Below are 17,694 nucleotides of genomic sequence, written 5' to 3'. Positions count from 1 at the left end.
GGCGTCGCGCGTACGGTCTGTCCACCCGGGTGGCGATGAGTAATACTCTTCCCATGACTTCGCATATTACGAGCAGGGGTGGTGAGGCGGTGCGCGTCCGGCGCGCGGACGCCCGGGACGCCAAGCGGCTGACCCGGCTCGTACGGTCGTCACGCGCCTACGAGGGCCCGTACGCGGACATGGTCGCGGGCTACCGGGTGGGCCCCGACTACATCGAGGCACACGAGGTGCACGCGGCGGTCGGCGCCGACGGCCGGGTGCTCGGCTTCTACGCCCTGCTGCTCGTCCCGCCCGAGCTCGACCTCATGTTCGTCGCCGACGAGGCGCAGGGGCTCGGCATCGGGCGGCTGCTCATCGCGCACATGACGGACCGGGCGCGGGCCGCCGGTCTTGAGCGGGTCCGGGTCGTCTCGCACCCGCCCGCCGAGGGCTTCTACCGCAGCGTGGGCGCCATCCGCGTCGGCACGGCCCGGGCGAACCCGCCGGCCGTCCGGTGGGACCGGCCGGAGCTGGAGATCCCGATCCCGGTCGGGTGAGGGGCCGGGCGGCGGTCCGCGCGAGAGGGGCTCGCCGCCGTACGAAGCGCGAGGGGCCCCTGCGCGAACCGCATGCGGTCGCTAGGAGGTGGGCACCCCCACCTGCGACCACGCCTTGAGGACGGACTGGACCTCCTCGCCTTCGCCGTAGAGGGTGCGGGCGGTGGCGGCCGTCAGCCGCGCGAAGTCCGCGAACTGGGCGTCCGTCGCCAGCTCCCCGCCGGTCAGGGTCGCGTACCAGATCTTCCCGGCCTTGTCCCACGCGTTGCCGCCCAGGGCCGAAGCCAGCAGGTAGAAGGCGTGGTTGGGGATGCCCGAGTTGATGTGCACACCGCCGTTGTCGCGGCTGGTGCGCACGAAGCCGTCCATCGTGGCGGGCTGCGGGTCCTTGCCGAGCTGCGGGTCGTCGTACGCCGTGCCCGGCGCCTTCATCGAGCGCAGCGCCGCACCGTGGATGGTGGGGCCGAGCAGCCCGGCGCCGATGAGCCAGTCGGCCTGGTCGGCGGTCTGGCCCAGCGCGTACTGCTTGATGATCGAGCCGAAGACGTCGGACATCGACTCGTTGAGCGCTCCCGACTGCCCGAAGTACTCCAGGTTCGCGGTGTACTGCGTGACGCCGTGGGTGAGTTCGTGCCCGATGACGTCGACCGAGACGGTGAAGTCGCCGAAGAGAGTGCCGTCCCCGTCGCCGAACACCATCTGCTCGCCGTTCCAGAAGGCGTTGTCGTACTTCTCGCCGTAGTGGACGCTGGCGTTCAGCGGCAGTCCGGCGTCGTCAATGGAGTGTCGGCCGTACACCTTGAGGTATAGCTCGAAAGTGGCACCGAGCGCGGCGTGCGCGTTGTTGACGCTGGTGTCCTTGGAGGGCTTGTCGGCCTCGGAGTGGACCTTGGTGCCGGGCAGCGTCTGCTGGTGTCCGGCGTCGTACACGGTACGTACGGGCTTGTCGGAAGGGGTGCCGGTGGGGGCGGCCATGCCGCGCACCGTGGTGATCCTGCGCTGGGTGCGCAGGAATGCGTCGTGCTCCAGGGTGCGGCGGGCCGGCTCGTAGGTGGCGGGGTCCTCGGACTGGGCGAGCCTGTCCAGGACATGGGGCGGGATGATCGTGCAGAACACGGTGTTGTTCTCCATGCGCAGCAATGTGGCACAGCGTCACCGTGGCGGTGATACGTGTTGTCAGGTTGGCTGGAAATAGGTGGCGGATTCGGAGCGGCCGGTTCTATCGTCCGCCAACGCATCCGCCGGAGCCAGTCGTTGTGCACCGCCGGAGCAGTCGCCGGTCTCTCACAGCCAGCCGTTGCGGCGGAACCCCCGGTAGATGGCGTAGCAGGCCAGCGTCATCACCGCGAGTGAGATCGGGTATCCGTAACGCCAGTGCAGTTCCGGCATGTTGTCGAAGTTCATGCCGTAGATGCCGCACACCATGGTCGGTACGGCGACGATCGCCGCCCACGCCGTGATCTTGCGCATGTCCTCGTTCTGGGCCACCGTCACCTGCGCGAGGTGGGCCTGGAGGATCGAGTCGAGCAGCGCGTCGAAGGAGACGATCTGCTCGGTGACCCGGGTGAGATGGTCGGCGACGTCGCGGAAGTAGGGCTGGATGTCCGCGTCGATGGGCGGCAGCGGCCGGGTGGCGAGCTCGTTCAGCGGCCGCTGCAGCGGGGTCACCGCCCGCTTGAACTCCAGGAGTTCCCGCTTGAGCTGGTAGATCCGGCCCGCGTCGCCGCGCCCGGAGGTGTCGCTGAAGACGGCGGTCTCGACGGCGTCGATGTCGTTCTGCATGGCGTCGATGACCACGAGGTAGTCGTCGACGACATGGTCCGCTATCGCGTGCAGCACGGCGGCCGGCCCCTTGGCCAACTGTTCGGGGGTGCCCTCCAGGGCCTCGCGGAGCGGGCCGAGGGAGCCGTGCTTGCCGTGCCGGACGGTGACGACGAAGTCGGGCCCCGCGAAGACCATGAGCTCACCGGTCTCGACGACCTCGCTGGTGGCCGTCAGCTCCTCGTGCTCGACATAGCCGACGGTCTTGAACACCGCGAAGAGCACGTCGTCGTACGGCTGGACCTGCGGGCGCTGATGGGCGCGGACCGCGTCCTCGACGGCCAGCGGATGCAGATCGAAGAGCGCGGCGATCCCGGCGAACTCCTCGGCGCTCGGCTCGTGCAGCCCCACCCACACGAACCCCTCCTTGGCCCTGCGCACCCGGCGTACGGCCTCGTCCACCGGACAGTCGCCGGGCTGGCGCACCCCGTCCCGGTAGACCACGCAGTTCACCACGGCGCTGCCGAGCGGCGAGCGAGCGGGGTGGCTGAGGTCCACCGTGCGGTGGTACGCGCGGCGCACCGCCCTGCGGAGGTTGCGGATCATCGGCACGGCTGGGCTCTCCTTCGGCGGATCGGCGGCCAGTGTGCCATGCGCGCCTGAAGGGGCGGAGGGGGCCCGGGGTAGGCGTGCCCGGAACGGGCGTCCGGAGCGTGGGAGGCTGCCCTGTGGCGCCCCGGCGGGCATAGGTTGAGCGCCATGAGCAATCTCGATCGTCAAGCCACAGTGTCGGTGTGCGGCGGCCGCGGCTTCGTCGTCGCCGAGCCGGTACGAGAGCTGTTGTCGCCGCGTACCGTCAAGCTCGGCGAGTCCACCGAGGTCCGCCGGCTGCTGCCGAACCTCGGCCGCCGCATGGTCGGTGCCTGGGCCTTCGTCGATCACTACGGCCCGGACGACATCGCCGACGAACCCGGTATGCAGGTGCCGCCGCATCCCCACATGGGGTTGCAGACGGTGAGCTGGCTGCACGAGGGCGAGGTGCTGCACCGCGACAGCCTCGGCAGCCTGCAGACCGTTCGCCCCCGCGAACTGGGCCTGATGACCTCGGGGCGGGCGATCAGCCACTCCGAGGAGAGCCCGAAGCCGCACGCCCGCCTTCTGCACGGCGCCCAGCTCTGGGTCGCCCTGCCCGACGCCCACCGCCACACCGAGCCGCACTTCCAGCACCACGCCGATCTGCCCGTCGTCACCGCGCCCGGGCTCACCGCCACGGTGATCCTCGGCGAACTCGACGGCGCGGCGTCGCCGGGCACCACCTACACCCCGCTGGTCGGCGCCGACCTGGCGCTCGCCGCCGGAACGGAGACGACGCTGCCGCTCGACCCGGACTTCGAGTACGCGGTCCTGTCGATGTCCGGCGAGGCCCATGTGGACGGCGTACCGGTGCTGCCCGGCTCCATGCTCTACCTCGGCTGCGGCCGCACCCAACTCCCCCTGCGCGCCGCCTCCGACGCGGGCCTGATGCTGCTCGGCGGCGAGCCGTTCGAGGAGGAGATTCTGATGTGGTGGAACTACATCGCGCGTTCGCAGTCAGAAATCGAGGAGGCGCGGACGGCCTGGATGGAAGGCTCGCGCTTCGGCGAGGTCAAGGGCTACGCCGGGGAGCGGCTGCCCGCGCCGGAACTCCCGCCGGTGCCGTTGAAGGCGCGAGGACGAGTGCGCTGACCTGGTGCCGGCGGTATGCCCCGGTGAAGCTTGAGAGGCTGAGCCGGTGATCGGTGGGAGCCGTCAGCCGTCAGCCGTCAGCCGTCAGCCGTCAGCCGTCAGCCGACGTGGACGCGGGGGCGGCGGGCGCGGTCGGGTTCGGCCTCGCGCAGGATCTCGCGGGTGACCGGCGCGACCTCGCCCTGGCCGAACAGGAAGAAGCGGACGAAGTTGGCGAAGGGGTTGCCCTCGGTCCACTCGAAGTAGATGTGCGGGCAGGTGCCGGTGGTGTCGCGGGCGTGGAGGAGGAGGGCGGCCAGGGCGTTGGGGACGGAGGAACTCTCCACCGTGAGGACCCGGTAGCGGCCGTGCATGACCTCGCCGCGCACGGCCATGTCGCCCTCGAACTCGGAGGGGTCGGTGACCGTCACCTCGACGAAGACGAAGTCCTCCGGGGCGGGGATGTCGTTGTCGGAGCGGATCTGCTCGATCTTCTCCCGGTATTCCGCGATGTCGCGGCGGTCCGGCTCGTTCGCGATGAAGCGGGCCCGCCGCTGGGAGACATCCCGGATGAACCGTTCGGCCATCGCGTCGAGTTCGATGTGGGTGACGCGCAGTTCGAAGGCGCGGGCGAGCCGGGAGAAGAGGGAGATGAGGATGATGCCGGCGATGAAGCAGGCGCCGATCTTCACGCCGTCCGGGCGCTCGATCACGTTCACCACGGTCGTGTAGAGGAAGGTGGCCGAGATGGCGCCGAAGGCGATGGTCCAGCCGCGCTGGCCGGCCTCGCGGGCCGCGATGGTCACGGCGATCGCGGCGGAGCAGATCAGGACGAGGACGCCGGTGGCGTAGGCGCCGCCCTGGGCGTCGACGTCCGCGTCGAAGAGCCAGGTGACGAGGAACGCGACCAGGGTGAAGACGATGACCATGGGGCGCACGGCGCGGGCCCAGTGCGGGGCCATGCCGTACTTGGGCAGATAGCGCGGCATCAGGTTGAGCAGACCGGCCATGGCGGAGGCTCCGGCGAACCACAGGATGAGGATGGTGGAGACGTCGTAGACGGTGCCGAAGGTGTTGCCGAGGTACTCGTGGGCGAGGTAGGCCAGGGCACGGCCGTTGGCCTTGCCGCCGGTCTCGAACTCCTTGTGCGGGATGAGCACGGTGGTGATGAAGCTGGTGGCGATGAGAAAGACGCTCATGATCAGCGCAGCGGTGGTGAGCAGCTTCTTGGCGCCCAGGATGCGTCCGGCGGGCCTGGCCTCGGTGTCGCCGGGGGCGCCGGTGACATGCGGCATCACGGCCACGCCGGTCTCGAAGCCGGACAGGCCGAGCGCCAGCTTGGGGAAGACGATCAGGGAGACGCCGATCATGGCGAAGGCGTTGCCGTGTTCGGTGGTGAGGGCGGCGGTCCAGTCGGTGACGACATGGCCTTGGGTCAGGACGTGCGCCAGGCCGGTGACCACGACGACGACGTTGAGCGCGAGATAGATCCCGACCAGGGCGACGGCGACGCCGATCGCCTCCAGGAAGCCCTTGAGGAACACCGCGCCGAGCAGCGCGACGAGGACCATGGTGATCAGTACCTGCTGGTTGTGCAGGGTCTTTTCCAGGTGCGGGTTCTCGACCAGATGGGTGGAGGCGTCGGCGGCCGACAGGGTGATGGTGATGAGGAAGTCGGTCGCGGCGAAGCCCAGCAGGGTCAGGACGAACAGCTTGCCCTTCCAGAACGACAGCAGCCGCGACAGCATCGCGATCGAGCCCGCGCCGTGCGGGCTCTCCTCCGCGACCCGCCGGTAGACCGGCAGAGCACCGGCCAGCGTCACGATCACGAGCACGACCGTCGCGACGGGGGAGAGCAGCCCGGCCGCGAGGGCGGCGATGCCCGGCTGGTACCCGAGGGTCGAGAAGTAGTCGACACCCGTCAGGCACATCACCCGCCACCAGGCCTGCCCCCGGTGCTCGGTGGCCGGCTCCGCCTTGGGGGCGGACGGCCGGCCTTTGCCCATGTCGGACAGCCCCTCCAGCATCCACGCGCGAAGCCTGCTCGTGCGCGCGTCGTTCGTGGCGGCCATGGAGGTGCTCCTGGGTCGTGCTGGACGAGATGCTTCTCGGCCATCGCTCGGTCGACCGGGCCAACGTAAGCAGTCCCCGTCACGCGCGCACCCCGGCGAGCGCGTCAACAAACCGTCAAGATCCGCTCTGCGGGTGCTGGCAGGGCGCTGGCAGGGCACTGCGGCTCGCCGTGGCCTTCGCTTCCTCCGCGCTCGGCAAACGCCTCGCCGGGGCACTGCCCCGGCGACGGACGCCTGGTCCGGCTTCCCGCCCACCATGCTGTACCAGAGGTTGCCCATCCGCGACCGCGCCGGGCGGACGGTGCCCACAGTGTGTGGTGGCGCGAGACCTGTCGTCCGTGGCGGTGGCTACTGCAGACCGGAGACCTTGAAGACATTGCGCGCCGTTTCGCCGTCGACGCGGGCGGCGAGCTGCCGCAGCGCGGTCTCCCCGCAGCACAGCAGGCCGCGCTCGACGCTGGTACGGGTGTCCGTGTCCAGGACGTGCCACAGCGCCGGGTTGGCCTTCAGCACCCTCGGGTCCACCTGGGCGCGGTTGCCGTCCGCGTCGCGCAGTATCAGCCGCTGGGAGACGCCCGGAGACCAGCGCACCGACACCAGCCGGTCGGTGTGCACCTCACGGCGGCGCCACAGGCCGCGCGAGATCAGCCGGCCCCGGACGGCGGTGACCCGCGTCGGCCACAGCACCGCGAACAGCAGGGCACCGAGGGCCAGCCACAGTGCGGTGCGCGGGTAGGTGAGCGTGCCGGCCGCCGCGTCGACCAGGGTGAGCAGAGTGGACAGGAGCGTCGCGTACCCCACCGCCGAGCGGGCTTCGCCCGCCCAGGTCACGTCGTGCGTGGCAGGCTCGCGCTGCTGAACCTCGCCCGCCGCGGCGCGGGTCGTCCGTCGTCCCATGGCGGGACCGTAAGCGCGCCGAAGGCCGTGGGCGCTCGGCGACGGCCAGTCCTGACGCGGACCATACGACTCTCTTACGCCGACCGGCTCAGGCATCCGCCAATCGGGCCTCTTCCAGGTCGAGGGAGCGCTGGAGGCGACGGCGGGTGGTCTCGCTGATGCGGTGGGTGTCGTAGAGGCGCTGGAGCTCGGCGGTCTCTTCGAGGATGAGGTCCCGGCGCAACTGCCGGTAGATGTGGTCGGCGGACTCGCCCGCGCCGTTACTGCCGCCGATGTCGTCGAGGCGTTCGCGGGCGTGCTCCTGGCGGGTCTGCAGGGCGCGCCGCAGGCGGTCGGTGACGACCTCGGGGACGGCTTCGAGTTCGGATATCTCGTCCAGGCGCCGCATTCCCGCGTCGGCCAGGCTCAGCCGGGCGCTCGCCTCCTCGCGTTCGGTGTGGTCGGGTTCGAGGGCGATGCCCGAGCGGCGTACCACCGTGGCGAGGGTGAAGCCCTGGACGACGAGCGTCACGACCACCACGGAGGTGGTGAGGACCAGGACCAGGGGTCGGCCGGGCAGCGTGGTGCCGTCCGCCGCCGCCACGGGTATGGACAGGGCCGCGGCGAGTGGCATCACCCCCCGGGTGCCGGCCCAGGAAAGGACGGCAGGAACACGCCAGTTGGTCCTGCGCCGCCCGTCCTGGCGCTGGAGCAGCGCGGACAGCGGGAAGACCCACAGCATGCGGACCGCGATGAGCGTGCCCGCCAGGGCGAGTGAGTACAGCGGCCACAGGCGGTCGCCGTCGCCCAGTTCGTGTATCAGGCCGGGCAGTGAGAGGCCGATGAGGCTGAAGACCACGCTTTCGAGGAGGAACACCACCGTGCCGTAGACGGCGTGGAGCTGGAGGCGGATCCGGGCGCTGGTCAGCCGGTCGGAGCGACCGCCGAGGACGACGCCCGCCACCACCACCGAGGTCACGCCCGAGGTGTGGGCGGCCTCCGCGAGGACGTACGCGGCGTACGGAGTGACCAGGGCGATCACCGTCTCCAGAACCGGGTCCTCGGTTCGGCGCCGGATCAGCACCACCACACCGGCGACCGCCGCCCCGATCAGCGTGCCGCCTCCGGCGAGCAGCGCGAACTGGCCGCCCGCGCCCGCCCAGGACACCGTGGACGCGGCGACGGCCACCGCCACCGCGACGCGGTACAGCACCAGCGAGGTGGCGTCGTTGAACAGGCTCTCCGCCTGGACGAGGACCTGCACCCTGGGCGGCAGGGCGAGGCGGCGCCCGAGCGCGGTCACCGCCACGGGGTCGGTGCTCGCCAGGACCGTTCCGAGCACGAGCGCCATCTGCCAGGACAGCGGGGTGATGACGGAGGCGACGAAGCCGACGATCGCCGCCGAGGCCAGTACGAGCCCTATGGCGAGGATGCTCACGGGCTTCCACACGGCGCGCAGCTCCCGCCAGGAGACGTCCTCCGCGCTGGCATACAGCAGTGGCGGCAGCACGACGAGCCCGATGATCTCGGGGGTGATGTGTATCTCGGGGGTGCCGGGGAGCAGCGCGACGGTCAGGCCGGCCACGACCAGCAGGGAGGGCGCGGGGATACGCCAGCGGCGGGCACCGGTGGCCACGATCGTGGCGAGGACCACGAGAAACAGGACCGTACCAACGCCGCGCATGCCGCCCCCTGGAACCCCGGAACAGAAACGGGCCCGTCCGGCCCGCAACGCCGACCAGACTTCCCGGCACACCGCCTTCACCCTATCGATACGTGGATTGTCAAGGCGACGTCAATGAAATGCCGGTCGGCGACAGGGAGGCGTCAAGGCGCGTGCCCGGAAGAGGCCGGTGGGGGTTTGCTGGGAGGGCCGCCTGTCGCTGCCCTCACCCATAGCCGTCGTCCTGCGCAAGGGAGTTGAACGACCGTGAGCGTCGAGAACATCGTCGGACTGTGCGTCGCCGTGAGCCTGCTCGGCTATCTGATCTTCGCGCTGGTCTTCCCGGACCGGTTCTGACCCAACGCCATTGCCTCGCAAGGCCGTTGGGTCAGAGATACGTCAATGTTGTCAGGCGCGGCTGTTCTCCTCCGCATCGCCCGGTGATGATCGGCATCACACAACGCGCCCCCGGTCGCGCACGGCTGCCTGCGCGACCGGGGGCGCGCGTTCGGCGTGAGGAGGAGCGTGCAGTGGTGGTCGAGCCGGATGTCCCGCCCGGAAGACAGGGTCGGCTGAAGGTCTTTCTCGGGGCCGCCCCCGGGGTGGGCAAGACATACCGGATGCTCGACGAGGCCCGGCGCAGGGCCGAGCGCGGAACCGATGTGGTGGTGGCCTACGCCGAATGCCACAAGCGACGCCACACCCTGGGCAAGCTCGACGGCCTGGAGATCCTGCCCCGTACCCGGCGGGCCTACCGGGGCGGGACGTTCGAGGAGATGGACCTCGACGCCGTCCTTGAGCGCAGACCGCAGGTGGCACTCGTCGACGAGTTCGCGCACTCCAACGTCCCCGGCGGCCGCAACGCCAAGCGCTGGCAGGACATAGAGGAACTGCTCGCGGCCGGGATCGACGTGGTCACCGCGGTGAACGTCCAGCACCTGGAGTCCCTCAAGGACGTGGTCGAGAAGATCACCAGGGTGCCGCAGCAGGAGACGGTGCCCGACGAGGTGGTGCGCCGCGCACACCAGATCGAACTGGTGGACATGCCCGCCGAGGCGCTGCGCCGCCGGATGGCGCACGGCAACATCTACGCCCCGGAGAAGGTCGACGCGGCGCTCGCCAACTACTTCCGGGTCGGGAATCTGACCGCGCTGCGCGAGCTGGCCCTGCGCTGGGTCGCCGACCAGGTCGACGAGGCGCTGCAGAAGTACCGTTCCGAGCACGGCATCGGCGGTGTGTGGGAGACCCGGGAACGGGTCGTGGTCGCGCTGACCGGCGGGCCCGAGGGCGAGACGATCATCCGGCGCGCGGCCCGGATCGCCGACCGGTCGGTCGGCGGTGATCTGCTCGCCGTGCACATCGCGCGCAGCGACGGGCTCACCGCCGGATCCTCACCCGCGGCCCTGGCCCGACAGCGGACCCTGGTGGAGAGCCTGGGCGGCAGCTACCACTCGGTGGTCGGCGACGACATCCCCACCGCGCTCATCGAGTTCGCCCGCGCCGAGAACGCCACCCAGCTCGTCCTCGGCACCAGCAGCCGCGGCCGACTGGAGCGTTTCGTGACCGGGCGGGGCAGGGGAGAGACCGTCGTCGCGCTCTCCGGAGACATCGACGTGCATATGGTCACCCATGAACGGGCCGGCAGAGGGCGGCTGTTGCCCTCCGGACGGCGCACCCTGTCCACGCCCCGGCTCATCGCGGGACCGGTCGCGGGTCTCGCCCTGCCGGTCCTCCTCACCTTCCTGCTCGATCACACCCGGGGCAGCCTCAACCTCACCAGTGAGGCCCTGCTCTTCCTGCTCGCGGTCGTCGGGGTCGCCTGCGTCGGGGGAGTGGTGTCCGCCGTGGTCGCCTCCGTGACGGCCTCGCTGCTGCTCAACTACTGGTTCATCCCGCCGATCGGCGCGTTCACCACCAACCTCAACAGCGTTCTCGCGACCGTGGTGTTCGCCGTCGTCGCCGGGGTGGTGGCGGCTGTCGTGGACCGCTCGCTGCGGCTCTCGCGCCGCTCGGCCCGTGCCACCGCCGAGGCCGAGACGCTGTCCTCGCTGGCCGGGTCGATCGTCCGGGGCGACCGAGCGATCCCGGCCCTGCTGGAACGTACGCGCGAAACCTTCGGCATGGACTCCGCGGAACTCACGGAGAAGCCCGTGGCGGACGACGGCAGCGTCGTCCAGGTGCCGGTCGGCGAGCAGGCGCATCTCGTGCTGCGCGGCCGCACCCTGCCGTCCTCCGAGCGCAAGGTGCTCACCGCGTTCGCCGCGCACGTCACCGTCGCCGTCGAGCGGGCCCGGCTCGCCGAGGTGGCGGCCGAGGTCGAACCCGTCAAGGCCGCCGACCGGATGCGCACCGCGCTGCTCGCGGCCGTCAGCCATGACCTGCGCACCCCGCTGGCAGCCGGGTGGGCCGCCATCGCCTCCCTGCGCAGCCGTGACGTCGACTTCAGCGACGAGGACCGCGACGAGCTCCTCGCCACCGCCGACGAGTCGATGGCCCGCCTCGGCAGGCTGATCGACAACCTCCTGGACATGAGCCGCCTCCAGGCGGGAGCCCTGAACCTGAGCCTGCGCGCCACGTCCCTGGAAGAGGTGCTCCCGACGGCCCTGGAGTCCCTGCCGCCCGACGGCCCCCGCATCGACGTCCAGCACCTCGACGCCGTCCCGGCCGTCCTGGCCGACCCCCCGCTGCTGGAGCGGGTGGTCGCCAACCTCCTCAGCAACGCCGCCCGGCACACCCCGCCCGGCGAGACCGTGCTGCTCACGGCGAGCACGCTCGCCGACCGGGTCGAAGTACGGGTCATCGACCGGGGTCCCGGTCTGCCCGCCGAGGACAAGGAGCGCGCCTTCGTGCCGTTCCAGCGCCTGGGCGACACCGACAACACGAGGGGGGTGGGGCTCGGCCTCGCACTGTCACGCGGCCTCACCGAGGCCATGGCCGGCACACTCACACCCGAGGACACTCCGGGCGGCGGTCTGACCATGGCCCTGTCCCTGCCCGTCGCCGAGCCACGGGAGCCCGCCGGGGCCGCCACCGGGAACGTCTCGGACGCGTAAGAAGGGTGTCAGGAACTTCGGGGTCCGCTTCCCCTTCCGCCGTGGCGGCGCATCGTGGAAGACGGGGACCACGGGAGGTGGCCATGTCCGGGTTCTCGCTGCCAGGGGTCGTGGGTCGTGGTGGCCCCGTACGACTTGCCGTCCCGCCGCGCGACCGGCTCGCGTTGGCGGCGGCCGTCGCCGGGCCGTTCGCCGTGGCCTGCGTACTCGTCCCGTTCCGTACGCACCTGGCGAGCACCAACATGGCGCTGGTCCTGGTGGTCGCCGTGGTGGCCGTGGCCGCCAACGGGCATCGGGGCGGCGCCTGAAGGTGGTCACGGTCACCGACGCCGGGCATCTCGCGCGTATCCACACCACGGCCCGGTTGGCGCAGCGCGCCACCTCGGCCGACGCCGTCGTCGAGCACGTCGGCGAGCTGATCGAACTGCTCGCCCTGGACGGCTGCCGCTTCGAGTACGGCTCGCTCCTGGGGCACCCGGCGCGGCTTGAGCAGGACGGTGAGGTGTCCACGGCACGCGGCCGGTGGGACGTGGACCGCCGGGGCTGGCCGCACGAGGAGCTGGAGCTGCGCGCGTTCGGCCAGGGCCACTACTACGGGCGGTACATGTTGCGGCCGGGGCCGGGCGAAGCCGTACCGCAGCAGGCGCGTCTGGTGGCCGCGATCCTCGCCGGGCAGGCGGGCGCGGCACTGGCGGACGCGGCAGCGGGGGCGGTCCCCAGGGGCGACGAACACTCCTGATCCGGCCGGGAAGGAGATGGCGTCAAACCTGCGTCGAACGGCGCCCCTGGGCGAAGTCACCCCGTGCGGGCGGTAACGGCGACGTTCGTGATTCCTCGGGCCGATGCCGTGCCGGTCGCGTGGTGGACGTACTCCCGCTCCAGGCGGAAACCGGCCGTCCACGCGAGCAGGCGGCTGGCCCGGTTGTACCGGGAACAGGTCCAGCTGGCGGTTCGGCCGCGGGCGGCGACGTCGGCGCCGAGTGCGACGACACAGCTGAGGGCGAGCTGCTGGCGGCGGTGGCCGGGTGCGGTGACCACGGCGATGTCCTCGTACCGGCTGCCGAGGAAGTAGGTGCAGGCGACGGCGAGGAGGTGGTCCTTGTGGAAGGCACCCCAGGCGTGCCCGGAGGCGGCGAGCCCGCCGGGGCCGCCCCAACTGGCGTGTATCCAGGAGGAGTCGGCGTCGAGCGCGGCCAGCGCCCGGGTGTCGGCGGCGTTCACGCGCCGCACGGTCACCCCGTGCGGAGGGCGCGGCGGCTCCGGCTTCTCCCGCTGGATGTACACCATCCGCTCCCAGGGCACGACACGGTCGAAGGAGGTGCCGAGAAGCGGCACGAACTGGGCCGGGGCCTGCACGTAACGACCGGCCAGCGGGGCCAGCGCGGCGGGAGTCACGGCACCCGGGTCCCCGCGCAGAAGGACGTGGCCCGCGCAGGCGACGGCGACCGTGCGCGGCTGGTCGGCCCGGTCCACCCACAGACGGCCGACCTGGGTCGCGACGGCGTGTTCGGCCATGCATGTCGCGCCGGCGCAGGCGCGGGGAAACCAGCGGGTGTAGGCAGGGAGTCGGTGTATCGGCAGCTCCAGCACGGGAGACCTCCTGATTCGGGAAATGGATGGGGGCGGGCGTGCCCTGGTCGGCTCGCCCGCCCCTCGCCTCGTCGGCTGGGCTAGTTCGCGGCTTTGCTGCCGTGGTTCGCCTTCTTCTTGCGGCGAGCCTTCTTCTTGCGGGCACGCTTGGACATGCGGGGTTTCTCCTTCAGGCGGTGTGGCCGACGAGCAGGGACGCGAGCTTGTTGAGGCGCTGCACCGAGCGGTTCTCGGTGGCGGCGGGCGCCGGGTCGACGCGCGTGTCGCGGTCGTAGTACGCGCCGTTGACGATCTCGACCGCCGGGTCGCAGAGCCGTACGACATGAGCCGCGCCCTCGGCGGCCGGGACGCCCTCGTGGGCGTACAGCGGCAGCAGATCCGTGGCGCAGACGCCCGGGTGTACGGAGACGGCGGTGACGCGCGGGTCGGCGGCGAAGACGGTCAGGGCCAGCTGGGACTGGGCGTAGGCGGCGAGGCGGGAGTAGCGCTTGGTGCGGTTGGGGTCACTCCACTGGATGTTGCCGGTGCGGTGCAGCGACGACGACACGTTGATGACGCGGCCGCCCGGGTCGGTCGTGAGCGCGGGCTCAAGGAGGCAGGTGAGGAGGTAGTGGGCGAGGAAGTTGACCTGGAAGGCGATCTCGTTGCCGTCGGCCGTGATGGTGTGCCGCTCAGGGGCGGCCAGGCCGGCGTTGTTGACGAGGACGTCGAGGTGGGGGTGGGCTTCGATGACCCGGCGGGCCATCGCCTCGACCTCGTCGAGGCGGGTGAAGTCGGCCGCGTAGGCGCAGAGTTGAGCGGTCTTGATGCCTGCGGTGGCGATCAGCCGGTCGGTGGCCGCGCGGGCCTCCTCGGCGGTGCGCCCGTGGACGAGGACGGTGGCACCGCGCTCGGCGAGCAGGCGCGCGGCCTCGTAACCGATGCCGGAGGTGGCTCCGGTGACCAGGACGGTGCGGCCGGACAGGGCTGTGGAAGACATGGTGGATCCCTGGGTACGGGCACGACGAAGCCGCCCCCTCATGGGGCGGTGGACGTGCCGGGAAATGGGGACGCGCGTACGCCGCCCGGCATGGGACGGCGGCGGCGTACGCGCGGGGGAGGCGCGGCTCTAGAGAGCCGACGCGGGAACAGCACGCACTACCGGAGGCACCGGATTCGGTGGCCGGTCGTCATGGCGCGGACTGCTGTTCACGACACTGATCCAACTCCGGGACCATCCGGGGCACAAGAGACCGGTCCGGTCCTTGATGTCCTTCTGACGCAGGGGCACCCGAGGCCGGGAACCATCGACACCGGCAGCGTCGGCTGCCGCGCCGCCGTGGCGCCGATGACTACATCACCAAGCCGTTCAGCATGGACGAACTCCTCGCCCGGCTGCGGGCCGCGACGCGGCGTACCGAACCCACCTCGCATTCGGAGGGCTCGGGTCGCGTCATCACGAAGGACTTCACCCTCGACTTGCCGGCGAGGAAGGCCAGCCGGGGCGCGGAGGACGTCCGGCTCACCCCGACCGAGTGGCACATCCTGGAGGTCCTGGTCCGCAACCGGGGGAAGCTGGTCAGCCGGCGGCACCTGCTGGAGGAGGTCTGGGGGCCCGACTTCCGTACGCACAGCAACTATCTCCGCGTCTACATGGCCCAGTTGAGGCGGAAGCTCGAAGCGGACCCGTCCCACCCGGAATACCTGATCACCGCGCCGGGCATGGGATACCGGTTCGAGGAGTGATCCACCCGTTCCGCCACCGCTCAGCGGTCTGAACTCCTGCCCCACTGCCCACCGACGACAGAGAATAGAAGCCATGGCACGCGGCAAGCTCCGCATCTACATCGGCGCGGCGCCCGGCGTCGGCAAGACGTACTCGATGCTGTCCGAGGCACACCGCCGCATCGAACGCGGTACCGACTGCGTGGTCGGGTTCGTCGAGCACCACAGCAGGCCACGTACCGAGGTGATGCTGCACGGGCTTGAGGAGATCCCGCGCCGGGAGATCGAGTACCGGGGCTCGGTGTTCACCGAGATGGACGTGGACGCGGTGCTGGAGCGGCGGCCCAAGGTCGCGCTCGTCGACGAGCTGGCCCACACCAATGTGCCCGGCTCGCGCAACACCAAGCGCTGGCAGGACGTCGAGGAGCTCCTCGCCGCAGGGATCGATGTGGTCTCGGCCGTCAACATCCAGCACCTGGAGTCGCTGGGGGACGTGGTGGAGTCGATAACGGGCATCCGTCAGCAGGAGACGGTGCCCGACGAAGTGGTGCGGCGTGCCGACCAGGTCGAGCTCGTGGACATGTCACCGCAGGCGCTGCGCCGCCGTATGGCGCACGGCAACATCTACAAGCCCGACAAGCTGGACGCGGCCCTCTCCAACTACTTCCGGCCCGGAAACCTCACCGCTCTGCGGGAGCTGGCGCTGCTGTGGGTCGCGGACCGGGTCGACGAGTACCTTCAGGAGTACCGCAGCGAGCACCAGGTCTCGAAGATCTGGGGCTCGCGCGAGCGCATCGTCGTCGGGCTGACCGGTGGCCGGGAGGGCAGCACGCTCATCCGCCGCGCGGCCCGGCTGGCCGAGAAGGGCGCGGGCGGCGAGGTCCTCGCGGTGTACGTGTCGCGCAGCGACGGCCTCACCTCCGCCTCGCCCAAGCAACTGGCCGTCCAGCGCACCCTGGTGGAGGACGTCGGCGGCAGCTTCCACCATGTCGTCGGCGACGACGTGCCCCAGTCCCTGCTGGACTTCGCGCGCGGTGTCAACGCCACCCAGATCGTGCTCGGGACGAGCCGCCGCAAAGCCTGGCAGTACCTCTTCGGCCCCGGGGTCGGAGCAACCGTCGCCGTCGACTCCGGCCCCGACCTGGACGTCCACATCGTCACGCACGAGGAGGCCGCCAAGGGACGCGGCCTGCCGGCGGGGCAGCGTGCCCGGCTCGGTCGCGCGCGCACCGTCTGGGGCTGGCTGGCCGGAGTCGTGGGCCCCGTCCTGCTCACCCTGCTGCTGACCCGCGTCGACACCGACCTCGGCCTCGCCAACGACATGCTGCTGTACCTGTCGTTGACCGTGGCCGCGGCCCTGCTCGGCGGGCTCCTGCCGGCGGTGGCTTCGGCGCTGGTCGGGTCGGTACTCATAAACTGGTACTTCACACCACCGGTCCATGAGCTCACGATCGCCGACCCCAAGAACATCGTCGCCATCGTGATCTTCGTGCTCGTCGCGGTCTCGGTGGCCTCGGTGGTGGACCTCGCCGCCCGCCGCACCCATCAGGCCGCCCGCCTGCGAGCCGAATCCGAGATCCTCTCGTTCCTCGCGGGCAGCGTGCTGCGCGGGGAGACCAGTCTCGACGCGCTGCTCGAACGCGTCCGGGAGACCTTCACCATGGAGTCCGTGGCGATGCTGGAGCGGGCGAGCGAGGTCGACCCGTGGACCTGTACGGGCAGCGTGGGCCCGGCCCCGGTGGCCCGCCCGGAGGACGCGGACGTGGACATGCCGGTCGGCGACCGCATGTCGCTGGCCCTGTCGGGCCGGATCCTGCCCGCCGAGGACCGCCGGGTGCTGGGAGCCTTCGCCGCCCAGGCCGCCGTCGTCCTCGACCGCCGACGCCTCCAGGAACAGGCGGATCAGGCGCGCGTGTACGCCGAGGGCGACCGCATCCGTACGGCACTTCTCGCCGCTGTCAGCCACGACCTGCGGACACCTCTCGCCTCCATCAAGGCGTCCGTCACCTCCCTGCGGTCCGACGACGTCGAGTGGTCCGAGGAGGACGAGGCCGAACTCCTCGCCGGTATCGAGGTGGGGGCCGACCGGCTGGCCCATCTGATCGGCAACCTGCTCGACATGTCCCGTCTCCAGACCGGCACCGTCACGCCCCTCATCCGCGAGATAGATCTGGACGAGGTCATCCCCATGGCGCTCGGCGGGGTCCCCGAGGACAGCGTCGTCCTCGACATCCCCGAGGGCCTCCCGATGGTCGCCGTCGACCCCGGGCTGCTGGAGCGCGTGGTCGCCAACGTCGTCGAGAACGCCGTGAAGTACAGCCCCGAGGGCGAGCGGGTCCTGGTGTCGGCGAGCGCGATCGCCGACCGGGTGGAGGTACGGGTCGCCGACCAGGGCCCGGGCGTCCCCGACCAGGCCAAGGACCGCATCTTCGCCCCGTTCCAGCGCTACGGCGACGCCCCACGCGGCGCGGGAGTCGGCCTCGGCCTCGCTGTCGCACGCGGGTTCACCGAGGCCATGGGCGGCACGGTGACCGCCGAGGACACCCCGGGCGGCGGCATGACGATGGTGATCACACTCAAGCAGCCCTCGGGCCACCCACCGGTGAGCCCGGACCTGCCGGCGACTTCGTAACCGCGTGCCCCGGCCGTCGGTCACCGGATGCCACTCGGGCTCTGGTACGCCGGTCGGCCGGAACGCCGCTCACGCAGCCCCCGTCGGCCGTGGCCGGGCGGGG

The 17,694-nt window shown here is 71.1% G+C and carries 14 protein-coding genes and 1 pseudogene; 8 read left to right on the top strand and 7 right to left on the bottom strand.

The features are described from left to right. Positions 1 to 53 precede the first annotated feature (53 nt). Complete coding sequence (locus tag ACGFRG_RS22465; RefSeq protein WP_393266418.1) at positions 54 to 536, top strand: GNAT family N-acetyltransferase; 483 nt, start codon at positions 54 to 56, stop codon at positions 534 to 536. A gap of 81 nt (positions 537 to 617) precedes the next feature. Here the strand turns inward: ACGFRG_RS22465 and ACGFRG_RS22460 are convergent, their stop codons facing one another. Both ACGFRG_RS22460 and ACGFRG_RS22455 read right to left on the bottom strand, forming a co-directional pair. Beyond that, the gene (locus ACGFRG_RS22460; protein ID WP_393266415.1) at positions 618 to 1,667 is read right to left on the bottom strand and encodes a M4 family metallopeptidase; all 1,050 of its coding nucleotides are present in this window, start codon (positions 1,665 to 1,667) and stop codon (positions 618 to 620) included. A gap of 153 nt (positions 1,668 to 1,820) precedes the next feature. After that, positions 1,821 to 2,903 carry a magnesium and cobalt transport protein CorA gene (locus ACGFRG_RS22455; RefSeq protein WP_361420013.1) on the bottom strand — a complete coding sequence of 361 codons (1,083 nt, stop codon included), beginning with the start codon at positions 2,901 to 2,903 and terminating at the stop codon, positions 1,821 to 1,823. 153 nt (positions 2,904 to 3,056) lie between these two features. On the opposite strand from ACGFRG_RS22455, the gene ACGFRG_RS22450 reads away from it, so the two are divergent. Beyond that, complete coding sequence (locus tag ACGFRG_RS22450) at positions 3,057 to 4,022, top strand: pirin family protein (RefSeq protein ID WP_361418720.1); 966 nt, start codon at positions 3,057 to 3,059, stop codon at positions 4,020 to 4,022. Between the two features lie 98 nt (positions 4,023 to 4,120). Here the strand turns inward: ACGFRG_RS22450 and ACGFRG_RS22445 are convergent, their stop codons facing one another. From ACGFRG_RS22445 to ACGFRG_RS22435, 3 genes are all read right to left on the bottom strand, one after another. After that, complete coding sequence (locus ACGFRG_RS22445) at positions 4,121 to 6,073, bottom strand: amino acid transporter (protein WP_393266411.1); 1,953 nt, start codon at positions 6,071 to 6,073, stop codon at positions 4,121 to 4,123. Positions 6,074 to 6,421: 348 nt separating this feature from the next. Next, positions 6,422 to 6,970 carry a hypothetical protein gene (locus tag ACGFRG_RS22440; protein WP_393266408.1) on the bottom strand — a complete coding sequence of 183 codons (549 nt, stop codon included), beginning with the start codon at positions 6,968 to 6,970 and terminating at the stop codon, positions 6,422 to 6,424. 88 nt (positions 6,971 to 7,058) lie between these two features. After that, positions 7,059 to 8,633, bottom strand: a complete 1,575-nt coding sequence (locus ACGFRG_RS22435; protein ID WP_393266405.1) for a Na+/H+ antiporter — start codon at positions 8,631 to 8,633, stop codon at positions 7,059 to 7,061. A 246-nt stretch (positions 8,634 to 8,879) separates the two neighbouring features. Between ACGFRG_RS22435 and kdpF the strand changes: the two genes are divergently transcribed. The 4 genes from kdpF (at position 8,880) to ACGFRG_RS22415 (ending at position 12,404) form a co-directional block, all read left to right on the top strand. After that, entirely contained in the window at positions 8,880 to 8,969 is a 90-nt protein-coding gene (gene kdpF, locus ACGFRG_RS22430) for a K(+)-transporting ATPase subunit F (protein WP_361418708.1), read from the top strand. A gap of 173 nt (positions 8,970 to 9,142) precedes the next feature. After that, positions 9,143 to 11,665: an ATP-binding protein gene (locus tag ACGFRG_RS22425; RefSeq protein WP_393266401.1), complete on the top strand. Its 2,523-nt coding sequence runs from the start codon at positions 9,143 to 9,145 to the stop codon at positions 11,663 to 11,665. Between the two features lie 83 nt (positions 11,666 to 11,748). Next, positions 11,749 to 11,973 carry a hypothetical protein gene (locus tag ACGFRG_RS22420; protein ID WP_361418702.1) on the top strand — a complete coding sequence of 75 codons (225 nt, stop codon included), beginning with the start codon at positions 11,749 to 11,751 and terminating at the stop codon, positions 11,971 to 11,973. A gap of 2 nt (positions 11,974 to 11,975) precedes the next feature. Further along, a complete protein-coding gene (locus ACGFRG_RS22415; protein WP_393266397.1) occupies positions 11,976 to 12,404 on the top strand; it encodes a hypothetical protein in 429 nt (142 codons plus the stop codon). A gap of 56 nt (positions 12,405 to 12,460) precedes the next feature. Here the strand turns inward: ACGFRG_RS22415 and ACGFRG_RS22410 are convergent, their stop codons facing one another. Beyond that, a complete protein-coding gene (locus tag ACGFRG_RS22410) occupies positions 12,461 to 13,180 on the bottom strand; it encodes a GNAT family N-acetyltransferase (RefSeq protein ID WP_393266394.1) in 720 nt (239 codons plus the stop codon). Positions 13,181 to 13,424: 244 nt separating this feature from the next. Then, entirely contained in the window at positions 13,425 to 14,234 is an 810-nt protein-coding gene (locus tag ACGFRG_RS22405) for an SDR family NAD(P)-dependent oxidoreductase (RefSeq protein ID WP_361418693.1), read from the bottom strand. A gap of 341 nt (positions 14,235 to 14,575) precedes the next feature. Here ACGFRG_RS22405 and ACGFRG_RS22400 point away from each other — a divergent pair. Then, positions 14,576 to 14,980: pseudogene (locus tag ACGFRG_RS22400) on the top strand (winged helix-turn-helix domain-containing protein); the annotation flags it as partial. Positions 14,981 to 15,053: 73 nt separating this feature from the next. Then, the gene (locus tag ACGFRG_RS22395) at positions 15,054 to 17,591 is read left to right on the top strand and encodes an ATP-binding protein (protein WP_393266390.1); all 2,538 of its coding nucleotides are present in this window, start codon (positions 15,054 to 15,056) and stop codon (positions 17,589 to 17,591) included. The last annotated feature ends 103 nt before the right edge of the window (positions 17,592 to 17,694 follow it).

The organism is Streptomyces sp. NPDC048696 (assembly GCF_043198895.1).
Taxonomy (GTDB): Bacteria; Actinomycetota; Actinomycetes; order Streptomycetales; family Streptomycetaceae; genus Streptomyces.
This window is presented reverse-complemented; position numbering and strand designations above follow the sequence as displayed.

Excerpts from the sequence above, each read along its gene's own strand:
- ACGFRG_RS22405 (WP_361418693.1), bottom strand. The coding sequence starts at position 14,234 with ATGTCTTCCACAGCCCTGTCCGGCCGCACCGTCCTGGTCACCGGAGCC.
- ACGFRG_RS22435 (WP_393266405.1), bottom strand. The coding sequence starts at position 8,633 with ATGCGCGGCGTTGGTACGGTCCTGTTTCTCGTGGTCCTCGCCACGATC.
- ACGFRG_RS22450 (WP_361418720.1), top strand. The coding sequence starts at position 3,057 with ATGAGCAATCTCGATCGTCAAGCCACAGTGTCGGTGTGCGGCGGCCGC.
- ACGFRG_RS22410 (WP_393266394.1), bottom strand. The coding sequence starts at position 13,180 with ATGGCCGAACACGCCGTCGCGACCCAGGTCGGCCGTCTGTGGGTGGAC.
- ACGFRG_RS22455 (WP_361420013.1), bottom strand. The coding sequence starts at position 2,903 with ATGATCCGCAACCTCCGCAGGGCGGTGCGCCGCGCGTACCACCGCACG.
- ACGFRG_RS22420 (WP_361418702.1), top strand. The coding sequence starts at position 11,749 with ATGTCCGGGTTCTCGCTGCCAGGGGTCGTGGGTCGTGGTGGCCCCGTA.
- ACGFRG_RS22465 (WP_393266418.1), top strand. The coding sequence starts at position 54 with ATGACTTCGCATATTACGAGCAGGGGTGGTGAGGCGGTGCGCGTCCGG.
- ACGFRG_RS22460 (WP_393266415.1), bottom strand. The coding sequence starts at position 1,667 with ATGGAGAACAACACCGTGTTCTGCACGATCATCCCGCCCCATGTCCTG.
- ACGFRG_RS22445 (WP_393266411.1), bottom strand. The coding sequence starts at position 6,073 with ATGGCCGCCACGAACGACGCGCGCACGAGCAGGCTTCGCGCGTGGATG.
- ACGFRG_RS22440 (WP_393266408.1), bottom strand. The coding sequence starts at position 6,970 with ATGGGACGACGGACGACCCGCGCCGCGGCGGGCGAGGTTCAGCAGCGC.
- ACGFRG_RS22395 (WP_393266390.1), top strand. The coding sequence starts at position 15,054 with ATGGCACGCGGCAAGCTCCGCATCTACATCGGCGCGGCGCCCGGCGTC.